The following is a 19,030-nucleotide window of genomic DNA, read 5'->3' as shown; positions in this document are numbered from 1 at the left end:
CCGTACGACCCTCGCCGCCGCCGTCGAAGCCGGCTGCGACGACCTCGCCACCTGCGCCGCCCACCCGCACTGCCCCCTGCCCTTCGCCCCCCTCGCCGGGAACCGCGAAGGACCCGCGGAGGACGGATGACGGGCACGGGCCGGGAACGGTGCGGTGGCCGCCTCGGCCGCGTACAACGCGTGGCGGGAAAACTCAGTCCGTCCGCTCCCGGGCGCCGGTCTGTTCCATGGCCCGGTCGAGATGCGCGATGACCGCCGGTACGTCGCCGCTCTCCGTGCTCCGGATCAGCTGCAGCGCCGGCTGGACGAGCCCGCCGGGGCGGGCGATCAGGCGGGCGAGCACGGCGGCGCGGATGTCGAGCCGCTCGATGGTGGCCGCGCGCTGCTCCTCGTTCAGGCCGGCGAGCAGGACGGCGTTGTGCCACGCCTCCTCGCGGGACTGGCGGACGGAGAAGTCGAGGATCTGCTCGTCCGTACGGGCACCGACCTGGTCCAGCAGCGACAGCAGCGGCGACAGGGCGCCGACCGAGTCCTCCACGGCCAGGACCACCCGGGCGAGGATGTCGTTGATCAGGAGGAAGTCGCGCCGGAGCGACTGGATGTCCTCGCCCGGGGAGGTCCGCGCGGCGGCGACGGCGAGGTCGAGGTTGATGTGCGCGTTCACCCCGAGGATCAGGTGCTGGACGATGACGGTCCCGTCGTCGTCCAGCAGCCCGAACGTCTCGCGCCAGCAGCGCGGCCCGCTCCGGTCGCGGCGCCATGCGTCGTACGCGTCGAAGTACCGGTTGCCGAAGAGCGTGTCGAAGCGGTCCATCCGGGCCCCGTCGTCGAACCGCCCGTCGCGGATGGCCTGCCGCACCTCGACGGTCACCTGCCGGTACAGCGCCGCGAAGTACCCGACCCGATCACCGTCCCGCCGGGCGTCCCGCACGATCCCGGCGAGCCCGTCCACCACCTCGTCGATGTTCTCCGCCGCCACACCCAACTCCCTCTTCCCTGAGCCCTCGTCCCTCCGTGACCGTCCTACCACCGCCCACCGGGGAGGGGACCCGGCCGGGCCGCCGGCCCGGCGAACGGGCTGACGACGGCGGTCAGGCAGGCGCGGCGGGGCGCGGTTCGCCGCGGAAGACCTGGCGGATATGCCAGTCGCGGTGAGCCGCCGCAACAGGGCGCGCGCCCGGCTGCGGACCGACGAGCGGCCGGCCCGCGAGGGCTACGACGTACTCGCGGGCGGCCGGGCTGTGGCCGACGAAGCGCTGGGAGACCAGGATGCGCTGGTCGTCCCCCACGCCGAGGACCCCTTTGTCGAAGAGCTTGTGGTGCAGCGCGCACAGGCACAGCCCGTTGTCGATCTCGTCGGGCCCGCCGAACGACCACCACCGCACGTGGGCGGCCTCCAGCCCGACCGGAACCGCGCCGATCCTGCCGTCGTACCCGCAGAAGGCACACCGGTACTCGTAGGCGGTGAGCACCAGTTCACGCAGCCGCGGGTCGCGCTGCCTGGGCACCGCCGCGGGCCGCCCGCCGCCCGCCGGCTCCAGTCCCAGCCCGACGGCTTCGCACAACTCGGTGTGCAGGGAGGGCGGGAAGTGCGAGTCGAGCAGCGACCGCACCAAGCTGCCGAGCAACTCCGGCTCACGGCGCAGCGCCGCTCTCAGCTCCGCCGCAAGCCACCCGGTGGCCCCCGCCTCACGGAGCTCCCGCACCCTGCTGCCGGGGCTGCCCGGTCCGTGATCGGTGCGGACTTCCCATACGCCGTCGCTGACCAGGTGGTGGAAGGGGTAGGCGGGCGTCGTCTTGTGGGGCGGGCCGTACTCGGTCAGCAGCCGCTGCAGGTCGCGCTCCACCGCGGTGTACCGCAAACCCCCGTCGGCGTCCTCCTGGAACCGGCCGAGGGCGTACAGGAGCAGCAGCGGCTTGTGCGGCGCACGCGTCCCACTCCTGGTCCACTGCCTCAGCTTCGCGACCCGCTCCAGCCAGTCCATGACGGCCGATCGTAGACGGGGCACGCCCCGGCGGGACCTCGGAGCCAGACCAGGCAGTACGGCTGGTGACCGGCCTCGTGGAGGCGGTCGGCGAATTCCTGCCATTCGTGGAATCAATGATCACGGCGGATCGTTGACCTGCGACGATGCATCCATTTCGCCGGCGACCAGCCGAAACTGCCTTCAGTTGGTCGAGGCTGGCCACCGGCACTTTCGACCCTCATGTGCCCTGGCTATGCCCTGGACAAAGCGGAGGGTGCCGGTCAACCAGGAGGACCTGGCGGGCACGCTGATGTCCTTCCCGGTGCTGATTCCGCTCGGCGTCGCCACGCTGGGCATCGAGTTACTGCCCGAGGACCGGATTCCGGAACTCGCCGCCTGCTGTCGACGAATCTCTGACCCGTCACCTTCTGTATCGCGCCACCACAACCTCATGTACTCCGTGGGGGGAATGATTGGCTAGGGGGTCGGCGATTCGTTTCCCACGTGAACGTAAAAGGCGCCATAGCGTGAGATGCTGTTTTCGCACACACCACGGGACACGCGTTCGATAATGGAGTGGAGACATCATGTCGCCAAAGAGAATCCCTGCCGGTGGCGACCAGCCATCACAGACAACACCTCCCGCTCAACCACCGGCCGGAAAGCAGCCGACGACCTTGGTGGCCGAACCCATCAAGGGGAAATTCGCCTCCGGACTGCATGGGCGCGGCAAGTGCCGGCTGACAAGCAAGGGAAAGCCGGTGCCCTACGCGGACATCGATTGGTACGTCGGCGACCACGGTACGCATCTCGGCACGTCGCAGACCGACGACAAGGGATGGGCCACCATGGAATATGGCAGTATCAGCGACATCACGACCTCAGTCGAAGGGGAGATCTCCGGCTACTCCGTCGAGTACAGCGGCGACGAACAGTATTCTTCCAGCCAGGCTCTAGGGCACATCGACCCGCTGTTCGGCCTCAGTTGACAGCGAAAGGTGAACTGCGGGTGCCGCTCAGAAGCCGAGGGGCACCCACCGTTCCCACTGGCGCCACGAGCGCGTAGCCGATACTGCTGGCCGCTCCGGCACCCCCACTCTGATCCACCTGTGCGTGCTCCCTGCGGCCAGCACCGGCTCTTACACCCCACCGCCTGTCGTGAATACCCGACCGCTGGTGCAGCCCGGGCGTGATCGGCCGATGTGCCGATGGGCTCCGCCAGGCATCGTCGCCCAGGCCCGGCAGCCCCCAGTGACAACGCGCGTGGGAACACCTTCTGCCTGGGAGACGGACCAATTCCGATTGCGCACGGTCGGTGCCGTACCACCTCACCTGCTGGCACGGACCGCTCGTCCCTGACCACTCCGGATTCGTTCGCTGGCCGAGCCACCTATTGCCGTTGGCGCAGGTGCCGACCCATCCGGCTCTCGTGGCCCGGGCGGGTGTTTCCCATCCATACGACTGCCATTGCGGCAATGGCGGATCATCTACTCGACGAATGAAGGAATGGCATGAACAAGCGCATGTCCGTCGGAGCCCTGCTGGGCGCCGCCATCCTGGCCGTCACCGGCGCTGTCCACCCCGCGGCTGCCGCCGGGAACCTCATCAAGAACGGCACGTTTTCTGCACCGGCCGCCCCAGCGGGAGGCGTCGTGGAGTACTACGACGGCGAGAACATCGGCGACTGGCAGGTCGCCGGGGCCGACGCCCGCGGCGGGGTGACCCTCTACAGCCGCGCCCTCACCCAGTACACCTACCAGGCGGTCGACATCGGAGCGGGAAGCATCTCCCAGGAGTTCGAGGCGGACACCGACTCCGTGGTCAACATCACCTGGAAGCACGCTCGTAACACCGACCCTTCATGCGCCAAGGACATGGGCGAACAGTCCTATAGCGCCCAGGTGATTGCCCCCACCGGAGACCCCGTGGGCGACTCGTACAATCCCATCGGCCCTCGTTTCGCCTCGGTCAACAAGAGCCTGCAGTTCATCGCCGGTGACGACGACCGCTTCACCCTGGAGTTCACCGGCCGCGCACCCGAGGGGTGCGGCCCTCTGATCACCGACGTCGTCGCCAAGGTGATCGGCCACGCGGTCCGCTGACGCTACCAATCCGCCCCTGCCGGCAGACTTCCGCGGCAGGCACGATGAGCTGAGCTGTCGGTGGGGATGAGTCAGCAGACGAGTTTGGCGGATATTCGCTCGACCACCCGCCGATAGGTGCCCGGTCCCGTTCCGGGCCGGGCACCGCGGCGGGCGATAGCCGGAACGATGCTGCCCGGCCACGAACCGGCGGGGTCGCATTGAGCATCGGGATCAACTGGGTGACATCGTTGCGATTGCCGCCGGTCGGCAGGACGGCGAGAGGGCGCCGACCCCTCGGTCAGGTGGTGCTTTGAATCGGCCCGGCCTCGGTCGACCGGCGACGGGCCCGTGCGCCCCCCTTTCGACCACCTGACGTGGGAGGCGTCGACCACGCAACACGACCAGTCCAGCCGCGAGGCCGCGTTCGGCTCGGCCAGCAGCACCTCGTGCAGCCGCTGTCACACACCCGCCGGACCGCGGGACGCACGCGCCCACCAACCTGTGCACCAGCGGCGCAGAGATTGGTGGGACAAAACAGTAGATGAGCATGCTTTGCGGTCGTGGACTGGCATTCGGGCCGACCCTCGGACACCGATGCCGTCCGCTTCCCACCGGGGTCCGCAGTTCGGCTTCGTGACATGCGCGCCCCCGGAGCATCCCCCGCGGCCTGCGCCGAGGTCAGCAGGGCGGACCGTTCCGGCGACCGTGTGTGCCCGAGGCACCAGGACACCCGGAGGAGCACGTGAACAGGATCGTCCGCCGCCCGCCAGCAGGTACGGTTCAGGCCACCGCGCCGTTGCAGTCGGATCTCGGGCGGCTTGCGTACCTGCTGCCCGTGTTCCTGATCGTTTTCGGGGTCGCCTTCCAGCTCTTCACGCCCGCTCATCTGAACGGCTCGCCGTTCTTCATGTCCGCCCCGCTGATGGCCGCGCCGCTCTTCACCCGGGGGAAGACCATCGCCGTCGGCGCCGTGGCGCTCGCCGCGGCTGCGGCCCTCCAGGTCGTCGAAGAAGTGGCGTGGGGGCGGTTCGACCGGCAGAGCACGACGCGCCAGCTCACCACGATCGCCTTCGCCGCCGTCCTGGCCGTCCTGCTCAACGCCATCGTGCGCCGAGGACGTCAGCAACTCGCCTCGGCACGGGAGGTGGCCGAAGCCGCCCAGCGCGCCGTACTGCCCCGCCCACCCGGCCACGTGGCCGGCCTGCAGGTGGCCGCGCGCTACGAAGCGGCCCGGCACGACGCGCTCATCGGCGGCGACCTCTACGGCGCACGCGCCACACCACACGGCGTACGCCTGATCATCGGCGACGTCCGCGGGAAGGGAATCACCGCGATCGAGACCGTCGCCGTCGTCCTGGGCGCCTTCCGGGAAGCCTCCGAACACGAGAAAACGCTGCCCGACGTGGCGCAGCGCCTGGAAGAAGCACTCGCCCGGGACCAGGCGGACAGGGGCGGCGCCGATGCCGTGGAAGACTTCGTCACCTGCGTTCTCGTGGAGATCCCTGCCCACCGCGGGGTCGTCCGCGTCGTCAACTGCGGCCACCCCGAACCGCTGCTACTCGACGGCCAGGGAGGCATCACCACTCTCACTCCCCACGAGTTCCGGCTGCCACTGGGCCTGTCCAGGCTGGCTCCGGCACCCCACCGGACGGACACGTGGGACTTCCCCCGGGGCGGGACACTGCTGCTGTACACCGACGGCCTCTCCGAAGCCCGGGACGCCTCAGGCACCTTCTACGACCCGACCGCCCGACTGGCAGACCGAACCTTTCCCAGCCCCACCCGCCTGCTGGGCACACTCGCCGACGACGTACAGGAATTCTCCGGCGGCCCCACCGACGACGACATGGCACTGCTCGCAGCCCACCGCCCCCACGCCTGCGCCGGCCCGGGGGCCCTCACCGGCCCGCACCCCACCGCCACCCGACCCCCTGCCTGAACAGCCAACGGCACCAACGGCCGACGCCGCCCGCAACGGCAGCCGGGAAGATCGACACTGTGCTCAGCGCTGGCCGCCCACCGCCAGGGCCGCCCCGTCGCCGCCTTCCTCGACCTCACCACGTAGCGCGGGTGGCGCCGGCCGGCGGCGTATGGGGGCGCGGCACGGAAGCGGGCCCGGCGAGATCGAGTCGGGTGTCCATCTGCAGGCGGAAGGTGCCGTACGGGTTGACGTTGGACCAGAACAGCGCGGTCAGGCCGCGCCGGACCTCGTCGGTGAGCCTCGTTGCCCACTTCGGCTCGGCCAGTACCTGCTGGAGCGGCAGCGTGTTGACGTGCACCAGAGCGGACTGGAGCAGGTGCAGCGCGGTGGCGTACTTGACCATCTGGTCGTACTGCTGGGCGATCAGGTCCCACTTGACGGGCCGGGTCAGCGAGGCGCCGAGGGCCGACCAGCCGGGCGGGTCGTCGCCGAGGCGGTACAGGCGGAAGTTCAGCAGCTCGCAGAACGCAAACCCGACCACACTGGCGCCGTGGGTGTCGACGTAGTTCGACTCGATCTCGGCGTCATGCAGTGCCGCAGCAGGAGGAACAGCTCTTGAGCTGGGAGTAGATGCAGACGTTCTTCTTCCCGACGTGCCAGTAGATCATCACGCCGTTGTCGCCGTAGCGGGCGTAGTACTCGGTCATGAAGTTGCTGGACCAGGGCCCGAACTTCTTCGAGTCCGATCGGGATCCCAGCGGCTGCTGCCCGCGGTTCTTCCCTCCGCCAGCAGTTACTCGAACTGGCAGCCCCCGTCGTAGCGGACGCTCTCGGCTACCACGACAAAACCACCAGCCGACTCCGCAACGAGACCGGCGGAACCTGGAGCCGATACGCCCCAGGGGGTCACACCAGGTCACCAGCGGGCTGGGTTCCGCGGGGAACCGGCGACAGCTGAATACGAGAGCGCACCAGTAGCCCCCTTGTCGGCTTGTCAGTTGGTTGTTCGTGGGGTCTGTTCCCGTGGGACTTGCTCCAGCCAGTTCCAGAGGGCGTGTTCGCGGTCGGGGTTGTAGGACTCGGTGGAAGACGGCATGACTTTGGTTCGGTGGACGTAGGCGCCGGTCGGGGCGGGGGTGGCGCCGAGGATGACGTCGGCGAGTTTCTTGCCCGCGGGGGCGGGTGTGTCTACCAGGGGCGTGGCCGCCAGTATCGGGACGATTCTCCTCATCAGGAAGGGGAACGCGCCGCCGGTTTCTCGGGCGAGTCCGGTTCCGATGACGAGGCTGGGGTTGTAGGCGATGATGTCGACGCCTTCGGGCAGGCGGCGGGACCACTCGTGGACCAGGTATATGCCGCCGAGTTTGCTGGTCACGTAGGCACGGCGGCCGGCTCGGACGTTCCCGGAGCGGTTGAACGCTCCGGGTCGGGAGATGTCCGGGATGGCCCACCGGGGCGAGGGCATGGTTCCTCCGGTGTGTCGGAGGTCGCCGAAGTGGGCGTCGCTGACCGTGACGACGATGCGGGCCGGTGGGTGAAGGTGGGGGTGGAGTTGCCGCAGGAGCTGGTGGGTGGACATGACGTTCACGGCGAAGGTCCGCTCGTAACCGTCGACCGTGGCCTCCAATGCGTTGGAGAGGTGCACACCCGCGTTGAAGACCAGGCCCCACAGCGGAGGCAGGGCGCCGGAGTCGAGGAGGTCTTCCAGGCGCGCGCCGGCGGCGGCGACGCCGGCCTTGCTCGCCAGATCGATGTCGACGTGTGAGACGTGTGGGGAGATCTCCCGCAGGCCCGGCAGTATCTCGGCTGCGGAGGGGGCCCGTCCGAGAACGACCAGGTGGGTGTCGGGGCGGCGGCTGAGCACGTCCCGTGCGGCCTCCAGTCCGATCCCTCGGGTGGCGCCGGTCATGATCAGAGATCGGTTGGCTGCGGTCACGGGGGAGTCTCCTGGGCTTGGGGCGGGGGTGCTGGCGGTGGCGTCGACCCGCGTCGACGTCCGCGTTCTGCGTCACCAACGACCCTGACGCAGCCTCCGACGGTCAGGGAGATCGCTTCGAGCCTGGTACCCACAGGGCCACTCTCCGACCGGAAGCTCGCCGCACGGGGAGGGACAATGAATCCATGCGGGGAGATGAGCGGTCAGGTCTGGGCGAGTACCTACGTCACCACCGCTCCCAGATGGTGCCCCGGGACCGGCCCGGAGCCTCCCCTCTGTCCCACCGGCGTGTCCCGGGTCTGCGACGTCAGGAACTCGCCGACATCGCGGGCATCTCGGTCGAGTACTACACCCGCCTCGAACAGGGCCGCGCCGCCCGCCCGTCGCGGGAGATCCTCACCGCACTGGCCCGAGCGTTCCGGCTCTCGAACGCCGAACGAGACCACCTCTTTCGCCTCGCCCGCGAGCGCCCCCCGCCATCACGGGCACCCGCCACCGAGATCCGCCCCGGCCTCCAGCAGCTACTCGACGGCCTGAACGACGTCATGCCGGTCACCATCCACGACGGCCGGCTCGACATGCTCGCTTTCAACACCGCCGCCGCGGACCTGTTCGGGCCCCTCTTCGACGACGGACCCTACGGCCGCAACATCGCCTACCGGGCCTTCACCGCGACGGGAATCGACAAAGTACTCGGGAACGAAGGGGCAGAACAACTAGCCCGGGTGGCCACCGCCGAACTCCGCAAAGCACTCAGCCACTATCCGGAAGACGAGTATCTCCGCAACCTGTTCCGCGAACTCTCGACACGCAACCCCGAGTTCGACCGCCACTGGCAGAAGGGGGAGATCGGGACCTGGAGTTCCGCGATGAAACACGTCAACCACCCGGCAAAGGGCCCGCTCACCTTCGACAGCGAAATGCTCCACGACCCCGAGAACGACCACTGGGTCATGCTCTTCACCCCCCACAACACCTGACCCCCAACACCACGCCCCGGCGCCGGTGACTCGGGTCGGTCCGGCCAACGAGTTGGCGGACGGGTCGACACACCACCGCAGCGGCGGTACCTACGACGGGCCGCGGGCCGCGAGGGCCAAGGGCAGCAGCGGCAAGCGCTGGCAGGTCCGCTACCGCGACCTCAACGGTGCCCAGCGCAAAGAGAACTACGAGATCAAGGCCAAGGCCGACGCCCGTGCCGCTGAGGTCGAGAACGACTTGCAGCGCTGCGTCTACGTCACCCCCTCGGCCGGGAAGATCACGCTCGCCAAGTACGCCGAGCAGTGGCTCGCGGCCGTAACAGCGGGGCCGACGACGTACGAGCGGTACGAGCGGGAAATCCGGAACCACGTCGTTCCGCACCTCGGCGGGCACGAGGTCCGCAACCTGACCCGGCCGTCGAGTATCCAGGGCTGGATCAAGAAGGTGCAGGCCGCCGGGCTAGAGGCGTCCAGCATCGGCTGTGTCCACGACGTCCTGGTGGGCATGCTGGACGCGGCCGTCGAGGACGGTCTCCTGGCTCGGAACCCGTGCCGGTCCAGTGCCGTGAAGCTGCCCAAGCACGACAAGAAGCCTGTGACTCCGTGGTCGCTCGACCGGGTCCAGGCAGTGATCTCCGCTCTCCCCGACCGCAAGAAGGTCTTTGCTCTGCCGAAGGGCGATCGGATTCGCTCCGTGGCCCCTGCCCGGCGAACCGGCCAAGGTGCTGAAACGGTGCCTGAAGAAGTTCCCCGCAACCGACGTCGCCCTGCCCTGGGCCACGCCCGACGGTGAGCCGCAGACCCACCGGTTGATCGTCACGGATGCCAAGGGCAACGCCTACAACCCGAGCGTCTTCAACCAGGGCAACTGGAAACGTGCGCTCGTCGCCGCCGAGGTCATCCCTCCCCGCGAGCGCGGCACTCCGACCCCGGCTTCGCGCTGCGGACCTACACCCACCTCATGCCGCAGAGCGAGGCCCGTACCCGGCAAGCGATCGACGCCGTCTTGGGCGACGGCGCCGGCAAGGGCGAGGCCGACGCGGCAGAGGGCACATCCCCCGAAGATCACTCCGGCATGTGCCCTCAATGCACCCTGGCGGCCTGATCACCGCCCCGGCAGGCTCTCCGAGCTGCCTCGTACGATCGGTTTCACGACACCGTAAAGTCGCAGGTCAGGGCCAGACCAGACAGTACGGCTGGTGGCCGGCCTCGTGGAGGCGGTCGGCGAACTCCTGCCATTCGTGGAGCATCCGGTAGACGTCGAAGGCGTCGCGGGGGCCGCCGCGGTCGGGGACCGTGGACCAGATGAAGGCGGCGGCGCCGACTTCTTCCTCGCCGATGCCGCGGAGGGGGTCGACGACCGTCATGGGGAGGCGGACCACCGCGTAGTCGGGGTGGAGGACGACGAGTTCGAGGGGCGGGACCTTGTGGAGCGGTATGCCCTCGATGCCGGTGAGCACCATGGCGGACATCGTCTCGGGCTTCACCTTGGCGAAGAGGCCGCCCTGGCCGAGTTCGTCGCCGCCGAGTTCCTCCGGGCGCATGGAGATCGGCACGCGGGCCGCCGTCGCGCCGTCGGGCGCGCCGAAGTACTTGTACGTCACGCCGCCCGACCGGCCGTCGTTCTTGTTCACGCCCTCGCCGCCGTGGTTCACCCGGCGATGGCGTCCCGACCTGGCGCGCCGGGGCCCTCGGTCATCGGTCCCCTCGCCCAGTTCGCCACCGCGATGCATATCTCCACCCGACTGCTCTCAGATGTGCACTGCCCCCGCCGCGCAACCCGATCATCGTCTCAGCTACCTCCCCAGCAGCGGGCCCGCGAAACACCCCGACGCGGGTCGCCTTGCGACTCTGAGACCATGGCTTGCGTGACTTATCCGTACCAGGCTCCAGTCTCGCAGAAGCTCTTCGACCGTGCGGCCGCCGTGACGCCCGGCGGCGTGAACTCTCCGGTGCGTGCGTTCCGTGCCGTGGGCGGTACGCCCCGGTTCATGGTGTCGGGGAAGGGTCCGTACCTGACGGATGCCGACGGCCGCGAGTACGTCGACCTCGTCTGTTCGTGGGGACCGATGATCCTCGGCCACGCGCACCCGGAGGTGACCGCCGCGGTGCAGGAGGCCGTGGCGCGTGGGACGTCGTTCGGTACTCCGGGGGCCGGTGAGGTGGCGCTCGCGGAGGAGATCGCGTCCCGTGTCACCCCCGCTGAGCAGGTACGACTCGTCTCCTCCGGCACCGAGGCGACGATGTCGGCGATCCGGCTGGCGCGGGGGTTCACGGGGCGGGCGAAGGTCGTGAAGTTCGCCGGCTGCTACCACGGGCACGTCGACGCGCTGCTCGCCGCGGCCGGCTCCGGGGTGGCCACCCTGGGGCTGCCGGACACGCCCGGGGTCACCGGCGCGCAGGCCGGCGAGACGCTCGTGCTGCCGTATAACGATTTGGCAGCCGTCCGCGCGGCGTTCGAAGAGCACCCCGGCGACATCGCCTGCGTGATCACCGAGGCGTCCCCGGGGAACATGGGTGCGGTGCCGCCGCTGCCCGGTTTCAACCAGGGTCTGAAGGACCTGTGCGCCGAGTACGGCGCGCTGTACGTGTCCGACGAGGTGATGACCGGCTTCCGTACCTCCAGGGCCGGCTGGTACGGCGTCGACGGTGTGACGCCGGACCTGATGACCTTCGGCAAGGTCATGGGCGGCGGCTTCCCCGCCGCCGCGTTCGGCGGCCGGGCGGACGTCATGGAGCGGCTCGCGCCCGCGGGGCCGGTGTACCAGGCGGGCACGCTCTCCGGTAACCCCGTCGCCACCGCCGCCGGGCTCGCGCAGCTGCGGCTCCTGGACGACGCGGCGTACGCGCGCCTGGATGCCGTCTCGGCGCGGCTCCGGCAGCTCGTCACGGAGGCGCTGGCCAAGGAGGGGGTGGCGCACCGGGTGCAGGCGGCGAGCAACATGTTCTCCGTCTTCTTCACCGACTCCGGCTCCCCCGTCACCGACTACGAGGGCGCGAAGGCGCAGCGTACGGAGCAGTTCACGGCCTTCTTCCACGCCATGCTCGCCGAGGGCGTGTACCTGCCGCCGTCCGCCTTCGAGTGCTGGTTCGTCTCCACGGCCCTGGACGAGGGTGCGGTGGAGCGGATCGCCGCCGCGCTGCCCGTCGCCGCACGCGCCGCGGCCGAAGCCGGGGGCGGGTCGGCGGGCGGAGAGCAAGGCGTCCAAAATGGCTGACATGCGCGGTAAAGATGAAGAGAATCTCACCGTCGTGCACGTGGTACGCCATGGTGAGGTCCACAACCCGGACGGTGTCCTCTACGGCCGCAACCCCGGCTACCACCTCTCCGACCTGGGCCGGCGGATGGCCGAGCGCGTGGCGGAGCACCTCGCCACGCGCGACGTACGGCACGTCGTCGCCTCCCCGCTGGAGCGCGCGCAGGAGACCGCCGCGCCCGTCGCGAAGGCGCACGGCCTGGAGGTCGCCACCGACGCCCGGCTCATCGAGGCGGCCAACGTCTTCGAGGGCAAGGCGTTCGGCGTCGGCGACGGCGCGCTGCGCAAGCCGGCGAACTGGAAGTACTTCACCAACCCCCTCCGCCCCTCCTGGGGCGAGCCGTACATCGAGCAGGTCGTACGGATGATGGGCGCCGTGCAGTCCGCGCGGGAGGCCGCCCGCGGCCACGAGGCCGTCTGCGTCAGCCACCAGCTGCCCATCTGGATCCTGCGCAGCTTCGCCGAGGGGCGGCGGCTGTGGCACGACCCGCGGTCGCGGCAGTGCACGCTGGCGTCGCTGACGTCGTTCACGTTCGCCGGCGACGACATCGTCTCCGTCGGCTACAGCGAGCCCGCCCGCGACCTGGTGCCGCCGCACCTGCTCGCCGGGGCGCAGCGCAGGTTCGGCCGCGGCGCCATCCGCGGACCGGCCGCCAACGCCCCCCGGGCGTAGCGCGCGAAGGGCCGGGCCCGGCCCCGTACGCACACCCGGAGCAGCACCCTGAACAGCCCCTCTCCACCGCCGCGCGGCGCTAAAGGGGGGTGGAGAAGATCCCCCTCCGGGCCATGCGAAACTTTTCACATGATTTCTGCGAGGAGGCTCCACCGCCGGACCCTCGCGGCCGCCGCCGCGGCCGTCGCCGGCGCGCTGGCGCTGACCGCGTGCGGCGAGGACGCGACGTCGTCCGGTGGCAACACCCAGTTCGTCAGCGGCACCGGCCAGCTCACCGTGGTCAAGGCGAGCGAACGGCTCGCCGCACCGGACATCTCGGGCGAGACCACCGACGGCGAGCAGCTCGCGCTCTCCGACTACCGGGGCAAGGTCGTCGTCCTCAACGTGTGGGGCTCCTGGTGCGCCCCCTGCATCGCCGAGGCACCGAACCTGCGCAAGGTCTCCGAGGACACCGCCGACCGCGGCGTGCAGTTCGTCGGCATCAACACCCGCGACCTCGACGTGGCCAATGCCCAGGCGTTCGACCGCAACCACGGCATCGAGTACCCGAGCCTGTACGACCCGTCCGGCAAGCTGATCCTGAAGTTCCCGAAGAACAGCCTGTCGCCGCAGGCCATCCCCTCCACGCTCATCCTCGACCGGGAGGGGAAGATCGCCGTACGGGCCCTCAAGCCGCTCTCCGAGGAGGAGCTGAGCAAGGCGCTCGAACCGGTCATCGAGGAGAAGTGACGTAACACCATGGAGCCGAACCAGACAGTGATGACCGGGGCCCTGCTGCTGGCCCTGCCGGTCGCGCTGCTCGGCGGCCTGGTGTCCTTCTTCTCCCCGTGCGTGCTGCCGCTCGTCCCCGGCTACCTCAGCTACGTCACCGGGGTCGGCGGCGCCGACCTGGAGAACGCCCGCCGCGGCCGGATGGCCGCGGGCGCCGGGCTCTTCGTCCTCGGCTTCACCGCGGTCTTCGTCTCGACGGGCGCGTTCTTCGGCAGCGTCGGCAACAACCTGCTGGAGCACCGGGAGACGATCTCCAAGGTGGTCGGCGGCCTGACGATACTGCTCGGGCTGACGTTCATGGGGATACTGGGCCGCACCCTCGGGGGGTTCACGCAGCGGGAGTTCCGGCTCCACAAGCGGCCCGCGGTGGGGCTCGCCGGGGCGCCGATGCTCGGCATGGTCTTCGGCATCGGCTGGACGCCGTGCATCGGGCCGACGCTGATGTCGGTGCTCGCGCTGTCCACGCAGGAGGCCAGCGCCGGCCGCGGCGCGCTGCTGACGGTGGCGTACTGCCTGGGCCTGGGGCTGCCGTTCATCGTCGCCGCCGTCGCCTTCCGGCGTGCGCTCGGGGCGTTCGCCTGGGTCAAGCGGCACTATGTGTGGGTCATGCGAATCGGCGGCGGCATGCTCGTCGTGACCGGCATCCTGCTACTCACGGGCGCCTGGGACCGCATCATCAACGAGATGCAGGTCTGGACGTCGAACTTCACTGTGGGGATCTGAGCCATGACCACGACCGACGAGCGCGAGCTGACCGCCGCCGCGTCCCAGTTGTCCACGGCCCCGGTCGACGACTCGCCGCAGAGCCCGCTGCCGCAGGGCGGCTCGTTCGGCCGCGAGCTGGTGGCCTGGGCGCGCTGGTTCTGGCGGCAGCTCACGTCGATGCGGGTGGCGCTGATACTGCTGTTCCTGCTGTCGCTCGGCGCCATTCCGGGCTCGCTCATCCCGCAGAACTCGGTCGACGAGATCGCCGTCACGCAGTTCCGCGAGCGGCACGGGACGCTGGCGCCGCTCTACGACAAGCTCCAGCTCTTCGACGTCTACAGCTCGGTGTGGTTCTCGGCGATCTACATCCTGCTGTTCGTCTCGCTCGCCGGCTGCATCATCCCGCGCTCCTGGCAGTTCGTCGGCCAGCTCCGCGCCCGCCCGCCGCGCGCCCCGCGCAACCTGACCCGGCTGCCCGCGTACACCACCTGGGAGACCGGGGCCGACGCGGCCGAGGTGCGCGAGGCCGCGGAGCGGATCTTCCGGCGCCGCCGGTTCCGCTTCGCCGCGGCCCCGGACGGCGACGAGGGCGCGATCTCCGCCGAGAAGGGCTACCTGCGCGAGGCCGGCAACCTGCTGTTCCACATCGCGCTCTTCGTCCTCCTCGTCGCCTTCGCGGCCGGGAACCTCTTCCGCGTCGAGGGCGGCAAGCTGATCGTCGAGGGCGACGGCTTCGCCAACACCCTCACGCAGTACGACGACTTCCAGGACTCCACGTTCGGCGCCGACCTCGACTCGTTCGGCTTCACGCTGAACGACTTCACGGCGACGTTCGAGAAGGACGGGCCGCAGCGCGGCACGGCGCGCGAGTTCTACGCCGATCTGACCTGGTGGAAGGGCGCGGCGGGCGAGCAGCACAAGTCCCGCGTCGAGGTCAACCACCCGCTCCAGATCGACGACACCAAGATCTTCCTCATCGGCCACGGCTACGCGCCCGTCGTCACGGTCCGCGACGGCCAGGGCGACGTGGCCTTCAAGGGCCCGGTCGCGTTCCTGCCGCAGGACGGCAACCACACGTCCACCGGCGCGATCAAGGTCCCCGCCTACCGGGACGAGAACGGCAAGAAGACGCAGATCGCCTTCCAGGGCTTCTTCACCCCGACCTTCGGCGGGTACAGCAAGGAGGGCATGGTCTCGCAGTTCCCGGGGCCCGAGTATCCGGCGCTGTTCCTCAACGCCTACCGCGGCGACCTCGGCTTGAATGCCGGCGTGCCGCAGAACGTGTACCAGCTCGACACCGAGCGGCTGACGCAGTTCAAGGACAAGAAGGGCGAGCCGCTGAAGAAGGCGCTGCGGCCCGGTGACACGTTCACGCTGCCGAACGGGGCGGGGTCGCTGAAGTTCGAGCGGCTGGAGCGCTGGGCCAGCTTCCAGGTCTCCCAGCAGCCCGGCAACTACTGGGCGCTGGGCGGGTCCATCTTCGCGATCGTCGGCCTCGCCGGGTCGCTGTTCATCCAGCGCCGGCGCGTGTGGCTGCGTACGTCGGCGGGGGCGGACGGCCGCACCGTCGTGGAGATGGCGGGGCTGGGGCGCAGCGAGAGCGCCCGGCTGCCGGAGGAGCTGGCGGACCTGGCGGTGGCGCTGCAGACGGACGGGCCGCCGGCGGTGGCCGACGACGCCGACAGCGACACGGACGCCGGGGGCGCCGACACCGACGCCGACGACGCCGACACCGGGGGCGCCGACCGCTCCGGGGACAAGTCCGGCGCGGCCGGGGGTGGGTCCGCGGCGGCCCGTACGAAGTCCGTAGAGTCCGAAGCCGCCGAAGCCCCGAAAGCCGCGGCAGGCACGGAAGCCACGTCAGCAGAGTCCGAGTCCGACGAACCCGACGAGCCCGAAGGGCCCGAAGCCAAGCCCGATGAAGGAGCGCGCGCGTGAACATCGCTGCCGCGACCGACCAGAACCTTGCGGACATCAGCAACGTCCTCATCTACTCGGCGATGGCCGTCTACGCCCTCGCCTTCTTCGCGCATGTCGGGGAGTGGGTCTTCGGCAGCCGTAGCCGGGTGGCCACGACCGCCGCCGCGCTCACCCCGCGGCAGGCGACCGGCGCGGACGCGCCCGCCGTGTCCGTCACGGTCAAGAAGCGCGGCGGCGGCACCGCCGTGCTGGAGCGCCCGAAGGTCGTCACCCGGGCCGCCTCCGGCAGCGCGGACGTACCCGACGGGCCGGGCGCCGCGGGCGGCGACGAGCAGGGCGACATGTACGGCCGCATCGCCGTCTCCCTCACGGTGCTGGCCTTCGCGCTGCACGCGGCCGGGGTGCTGACGCGCGCCCTGTCGGTGCAGCGGGCGCCGTGGGGCAACATGTACGAGTTCTCCACGACCTTCTCCATGGTCGCGGTGGCCGCGTACCTCGGCTTCCTGGCGGCCCGCAAGAACATCCGCTGGATGGGCCTGCCGCTGGTCACGACGGTCCTGCTCGACCTGGGCCTGGCGGTGTCGGTGCTCTACACCGACAGCGACCAGCTGGTGCCCGCGCTCGACTCGTACTGGCTGTGGATCCACGTCTCGCTCGCCATCGCCTGCGGGGCGCTGTTCTACCTCGGCGCGGTCTCGACGATCCTCTACCTCTTCCGCGACCGCTACGAGGCGAAGCTCGCGGACCCGAAGGGCCAGCAGCCCGGTTCGTTCGCGCACTCGGTGCTGAGCCGGCTGCCGGCGGCGTCGTCGCTGGACAAGTTCGCGTACCGGGTGAACGCGGCGGTCTTCCCGTTCTGGACCTTCACCATCGTGGCGGGCGCGATCTGGGCGGAGAGTGCCTGGGGCCGCTACTGGGGCTGGGACCCCAAGGAGGTCTGGTCGTTCATCACCTGGGTCGCGTACGCCTGCTACCTGCACGCCCGCGCCACGGCCGGGTGGAAGGGCCGCAAGGCCGCGTACCTGGCGATCGTCGCGTTCCTGTGCTTCCTCTTCAATTACTACGGCGTCAACATGTTCGTCGACGGCCTGCACTCCTACTCCGGCGTATAGGCGCGCCGCCCGCGTACCTCCCTCCTCTTTTGCCGCCCTCCCCGCGTGAAGCGCACACTGGAAGGGTGAAGGAGGGAGGTATCGCGATGCTGGAAGTAAAGACCATCGAGAAGCCGGACGAACGACGCGACTTCCCGCGCGGTCACCTCGAAGCGGTGCACATGACCGGCCTGGATTTCGCGGTCGCCACTTTCGACCCGGGCTGGCGCTGGTCGGAGTCGGTGAAACCCCTGGCGGGTACCGACACCTGCATGGTGCACCACAACGGATACGTCGTTCAGGGCCGCATGCACATCCTCATGGACAGCGGCCAGGAGTCCGAGGTGCAGGCCGGCGACGCTTTCGTCTGCCCGCCGGGGCACGACGCCTGGGTCGTGGGCGACGAACAGGTCATCCTCTACGACTTCGCCGGCGCCATGGCGACCGAGTACGCGAAGGGAAGCTGAGGACGATGACGTTCGTGCAGCTCATCGAGTACGAGACCGAGCGCGGCGAGGAAATGGACCGCGCCATGGACGACTGGATGCGCGCGACGGAGGGCAAGCGCACGATGTCGCGGGAAATCCACACGCAGGACCGGGGCGACAGCCGGCATTACGTGGACATCGTCGAATTCCCGTCGTACGAGCAGGCGATGGTCAACAACGACCTGCCGGAAACCAAACGCACCGCGGAGCGCTTCCGCGAGCTGTGCAGCACCGAGCCCAGGTTCGTGAACCTGGAAGTCGTGGACGACCGCTCCTGACTCCCGTACGCGCCCGGCGGAACGGGCGACGGCCTCTGGCCCCGGACGGCCCCCCGCGGTCATCCTGGGGCCATGGTCACCTCCAACGGCTACGTCCTCGACGAGTCCCCCCGCCGCCTCGGTGAGCTGCGCCCCGTGCCCGACGCCGAGCGCGCGGACCGCGAGGCGCTGTGGGAGCGGCTGCGGCGGGAGGGGTACCTGTGGCTGCGCGGGGCGCTCGACCCCGACGGCGTACGGGACTTCCGCCGCCACTACTTCGCGCACGTCGACCCCGAGCGGCCCCGCGGCGAGCAGCGCGCCGCGCTCTTCGGGCGGGTCGTGCCGGGGCCGGAGTACGCGGAGTTCTGCGCGCAGCCCGCGGTGCGGGACTGGTACGCCTGGTTCCTCGGCGGCGAGACGTTCCTGCACCGGCGCAAGATCCTGCGCCACACCCGGCCGGGCGAGGCCGGCGTCGGCACGGCTACGCAGGCGCACTACGACCTGGTGTACCTCCGCGGGGGTACGGACCGGGTGCTCAGCTCGTGGATCCCGCTCGGCGACTGCCCGGTGGAACTGGGCGGCCTGGTGTACCTGGAGGCCAGCCACGTGCGGGTCCTCGCGGAGGAGGCGGCGGGCACGCTCAAGCGCCCCGCCGCCTCGCTCACGGCCGACCTGCCGGCGCTGGCGGAGGAGTACGACGCGCGGTGGCTCGTCGCGGACTACGCGGCCGGCGACATGGTGGTCCACTCGGCGCACATGGTGCACGCCTCGCTGGACAACACCGCGGACACGTACCGGCTGTCGACCGACATCCGCTACCAGCGTGCCGACCAGCCCATCGACTGGCGCTGGCAGGAGCACTGGCACGACCACGACGGACTCTGACACGGACTCTGTGACGGGCTGCGGGACGGGCTCTGCGACGGGCTCCGGTCAGCCGTCGGCCCCCTCCGCGGCGTCCCGCGGCCACAGCTCCGGGC

General features: G+C 70.1%; 21 protein-coding genes and 3 pseudogenes. 16 read left to right on the top strand and 8 right to left on the bottom strand.

Features of this window, described 5'->3' with window-relative positions:
• Positions 1–193: 193 nt before the first annotated feature.
• On the bottom strand, positions 194–979 hold the full coding sequence (locus tag H5J30_RS04010) for a DUF5995 family protein (RefSeq protein WP_181785753.1): 786 nt from the start codon (positions 977–979) through the stop codon (positions 194–196).
• A gap of 112 nt (positions 980–1,091) precedes the next feature.
• The gene (locus H5J30_RS04005) at positions 1,092–1,985 is read right to left on the bottom strand and encodes a phosphorothioated DNA-binding restriction endonuclease (RefSeq protein WP_181785752.1); all 894 of its coding nucleotides are present in this window, start codon (positions 1,983–1,985) and stop codon (positions 1,092–1,094) included.
• Positions 1,986–2,241: 256 nt separating this feature from the next.
• Here H5J30_RS04005 and H5J30_RS35920 point away from each other — a divergent pair, with 256 nt between their 5' ends.
• The 3 genes from H5J30_RS35920 to H5J30_RS03990 all read left to right on the top strand — a co-directional run bounded on the left by H5J30_RS35920 (position 2,242) and on the right by H5J30_RS03990 (position 4,069).
• Positions 2,242–2,448: a hypothetical protein gene (locus tag H5J30_RS35920; RefSeq protein WP_220188514.1), complete on the top strand. Its 207-nt coding sequence runs from the start codon at positions 2,242–2,244 to the stop codon at positions 2,446–2,448.
• A 199-nt stretch (positions 2,449–2,647) separates the two neighbouring features.
• Positions 2,648–2,956 (top strand): hypothetical protein, encoded by a 309-nt coding sequence (locus H5J30_RS03995; RefSeq protein ID WP_181785751.1) that lies wholly within the window; start codon positions 2,648–2,650, stop codon positions 2,954–2,956.
• A gap of 522 nt (positions 2,957–3,478) precedes the next feature.
• The gene (locus tag H5J30_RS03990; protein WP_181785750.1) at positions 3,479–4,069 is read left to right on the top strand and encodes a hypothetical protein; all 591 of its coding nucleotides are present in this window, start codon (positions 3,479–3,481) and stop codon (positions 4,067–4,069) included.
• Positions 4,070–4,149: 80 nt separating this feature from the next.
• On the opposite strand, the pseudogene H5J30_RS03985 reads toward H5J30_RS03990, so the two are convergent.
• Positions 4,150–4,503 (bottom strand): annotated as a pseudogene (locus H5J30_RS03985) (IS5/IS1182 family transposase); the annotation flags it as partial.
• A 290-nt stretch (positions 4,504–4,793) separates the two neighbouring features.
• Between H5J30_RS03985 and H5J30_RS03980 the strand changes: the two are divergent.
• Positions 4,794–5,990 carry a PP2C family protein-serine/threonine phosphatase gene (locus H5J30_RS03980; protein WP_181785749.1) on the top strand — a complete coding sequence of 399 codons (1,197 nt, stop codon included), beginning with the start codon at positions 4,794–4,796 and terminating at the stop codon, positions 5,988–5,990.
• A 115-nt stretch (positions 5,991–6,105) separates the two neighbouring features.
• Here the strand turns inward: H5J30_RS03980 and H5J30_RS03975 are convergent, their stop codons facing one another.
• From H5J30_RS03975 to H5J30_RS03970, 4 genes and pseudogenes are all read right to left on the bottom strand, one after another.
• Positions 6,106–6,375, bottom strand: coding sequence for a Tn3 family transposase (locus tag H5J30_RS03975; RefSeq protein WP_445194934.1), 270 nt, complete (start codon positions 6,373–6,375; stop codon positions 6,106–6,108).
• Between the two features lie 45 nt (positions 6,376–6,420).
• A pseudogene (locus H5J30_RS37785) lies at positions 6,421–6,498 on the bottom strand (hypothetical protein); the annotation flags it as partial.
• Positions 6,472–6,742: pseudogene (locus H5J30_RS37780) on the bottom strand (Tn3 family transposase); the annotation flags it as partial. The pseudogenes H5J30_RS37785 and H5J30_RS37780, both read right to left, overlap by 27 nt.
• Positions 6,743–6,966: 224 nt before the next feature.
• Positions 6,967–7,908, bottom strand: coding sequence for an SDR family NAD(P)-dependent oxidoreductase (locus H5J30_RS03970; RefSeq protein ID WP_220188509.1), 942 nt, complete (start codon positions 7,906–7,908; stop codon positions 6,967–6,969).
• Between the two features lie 185 nt (positions 7,909–8,093).
• On the opposite strand from H5J30_RS03970, the gene H5J30_RS03965 reads away from it, so the two are divergent.
• From H5J30_RS03965 to H5J30_RS37390, 3 genes are all read left to right on the top strand, one after another.
• The gene (locus H5J30_RS03965; protein ID WP_181785748.1) at positions 8,094–8,888 is read left to right on the top strand and encodes a helix-turn-helix domain-containing protein; all 795 of its coding nucleotides are present in this window, start codon (positions 8,094–8,096) and stop codon (positions 8,886–8,888) included.
• Between the two features lie 52 nt (positions 8,889–8,940).
• On the top strand, positions 8,941–9,681 hold the full coding sequence (locus H5J30_RS03960) for a site-specific integrase (RefSeq protein WP_309505426.1): 741 nt from the start codon (positions 8,941–8,943) through the stop codon (positions 9,679–9,681).
• 168 nt (positions 9,682–9,849) lie between these two features.
• Positions 9,850–9,993, top strand: coding sequence for a hypothetical protein (locus H5J30_RS37390; protein WP_309505425.1), 144 nt, complete (start codon positions 9,850–9,852; stop codon positions 9,991–9,993).
• Between the two features lie 67 nt (positions 9,994–10,060).
• Here H5J30_RS37390 and H5J30_RS03955 read toward each other — a convergent pair whose 3' ends face one another.
• Positions 10,061–10,543 (bottom strand): hypothetical protein, encoded by a 483-nt coding sequence (locus H5J30_RS03955; RefSeq protein ID WP_018841948.1) that lies wholly within the window; start codon positions 10,541–10,543, stop codon positions 10,061–10,063.
• Between the two features lie 204 nt (positions 10,544–10,747).
• Here H5J30_RS03955 and hemL point away from each other — a divergent pair, with 204 nt between their 5' ends.
• The 9 genes from hemL (at position 10,748) to H5J30_RS03910 (ending at position 18,935) form a co-directional block, all read left to right on the top strand.
• Entirely contained in the window at positions 10,748–12,106 is a 1,359-nt protein-coding gene (gene hemL, locus H5J30_RS03950) for a glutamate-1-semialdehyde 2,1-aminomutase (protein WP_181785747.1), read from the top strand.
• Between the two features lies 1 nt (position 12,107).
• Positions 12,108–12,818, top strand: a complete 711-nt coding sequence (locus H5J30_RS03945) for a histidine phosphatase family protein (protein WP_309505424.1) — start codon at positions 12,108–12,110, stop codon at positions 12,816–12,818.
• Positions 12,819–12,947: 129 nt separating this feature from the next.
• Positions 12,948–13,547: a TlpA family protein disulfide reductase gene (locus H5J30_RS03940; RefSeq protein WP_181785745.1), complete on the top strand. Its 600-nt coding sequence runs from the start codon at positions 12,948–12,950 to the stop codon at positions 13,545–13,547.
• 9 nt (positions 13,548–13,556) lie between these two features.
• Complete coding sequence (locus H5J30_RS03935) at positions 13,557–14,312, top strand: cytochrome c biogenesis CcdA family protein (RefSeq protein ID WP_181785744.1); 756 nt, start codon at positions 13,557–13,559, stop codon at positions 14,310–14,312.
• Between the two features lie 3 nt (positions 14,313–14,315).
• Entirely contained in the window at positions 14,316–16,232 is a 1,917-nt protein-coding gene (gene resB, locus H5J30_RS03930) for a cytochrome c biogenesis protein ResB (RefSeq protein ID WP_181785743.1), read from the top strand.
• Positions 16,229–17,326 carry a c-type cytochrome biogenesis protein CcsB gene (gene ccsB, locus H5J30_RS03925; RefSeq protein WP_181785742.1) on the top strand — a complete coding sequence of 366 codons (1,098 nt, stop codon included), beginning with the start codon at positions 16,229–16,231 and terminating at the stop codon, positions 17,324–17,326. The genes resB and ccsB overlap by 4 nt, the downstream gene beginning before the upstream one ends.
• Before the next feature lie 86 nt (positions 17,327–17,412).
• A complete protein-coding gene (locus H5J30_RS03920; RefSeq protein WP_181785741.1) occupies positions 17,413–17,772 on the top strand; it encodes a cupin domain-containing protein in 360 nt (119 codons plus the stop codon).
• A 5-nt stretch (positions 17,773–17,777) separates the two neighbouring features.
• The gene (locus H5J30_RS03915) at positions 17,778–18,071 is read left to right on the top strand and encodes a hypothetical protein (protein ID WP_181785740.1); all 294 of its coding nucleotides are present in this window, start codon (positions 17,778–17,780) and stop codon (positions 18,069–18,071) included.
• 72 nt (positions 18,072–18,143) lie between these two features.
• Positions 18,144–18,935 (top strand): phytanoyl-CoA dioxygenase family protein, encoded by a 792-nt coding sequence (locus H5J30_RS03910; RefSeq protein ID WP_181785739.1) that lies wholly within the window; start codon positions 18,144–18,146, stop codon positions 18,933–18,935.
• The last annotated feature ends 95 nt before the right edge of the window (positions 18,936–19,030 follow it).

The organism is Streptomyces phytophilus (assembly GCF_013870535.1).
GTDB classification, from domain to species: Bacteria; Actinomycetota; Actinomycetes; order Streptomycetales; family Streptomycetaceae; genus Streptomyces; species Streptomyces phytophilus.
This window is presented reverse-complemented; position numbering and strand designations above follow the sequence as displayed.

Excerpts from the sequence above, each read along its gene's own strand:
- H5J30_RS04005 (WP_181785752.1), bottom strand. The coding sequence starts at position 1,985 with ATGGACTGGCTGGAGCGGGTCGCGAAGCTGAGGCAGTGGACCAGGAGT.
- H5J30_RS03990 (WP_181785750.1), top strand. The coding sequence starts at position 3,479 with ATGAACAAGCGCATGTCCGTCGGAGCCCTGCTGGGCGCCGCCATCCTG.
- H5J30_RS03975 (WP_445194934.1), bottom strand. The coding sequence starts at position 6,375 with ATGGTCAAGTACGCCACCGCGCTGCACCTGCTCCAGTCCGCTCTGGTG.
- H5J30_RS03965 (WP_181785748.1), top strand. The coding sequence starts at position 8,094 with ATGCGGGGAGATGAGCGGTCAGGTCTGGGCGAGTACCTACGTCACCAC.
- H5J30_RS37390 (WP_309505425.1), top strand. The coding sequence starts at position 9,850 with ATGCCGCAGAGCGAGGCCCGTACCCGGCAAGCGATCGACGCCGTCTTG.
- hemL (WP_181785747.1), top strand. The coding sequence starts at position 10,748 with ATGGCTTGCGTGACTTATCCGTACCAGGCTCCAGTCTCGCAGAAGCTC.
- H5J30_RS03945 (WP_309505424.1), top strand. The coding sequence starts at position 12,108 with ATGCGCGGTAAAGATGAAGAGAATCTCACCGTCGTGCACGTGGTACGC.
- H5J30_RS03940 (WP_181785745.1), top strand. The coding sequence starts at position 12,948 with ATGATTTCTGCGAGGAGGCTCCACCGCCGGACCCTCGCGGCCGCCGCC.
- H5J30_RS03935 (WP_181785744.1), top strand. The coding sequence starts at position 13,557 with ATGGAGCCGAACCAGACAGTGATGACCGGGGCCCTGCTGCTGGCCCTG.
- resB (WP_181785743.1), top strand. The coding sequence starts at position 14,316 with ATGACCACGACCGACGAGCGCGAGCTGACCGCCGCCGCGTCCCAGTTG.
- H5J30_RS03920 (WP_181785741.1), top strand. The coding sequence starts at position 17,413 with ATGCTGGAAGTAAAGACCATCGAGAAGCCGGACGAACGACGCGACTTC.
- H5J30_RS03915 (WP_181785740.1), top strand. The coding sequence starts at position 17,778 with ATGACGTTCGTGCAGCTCATCGAGTACGAGACCGAGCGCGGCGAGGAA.
- H5J30_RS03910 (WP_181785739.1), top strand. The coding sequence starts at position 18,144 with ATGGTCACCTCCAACGGCTACGTCCTCGACGAGTCCCCCCGCCGCCTC.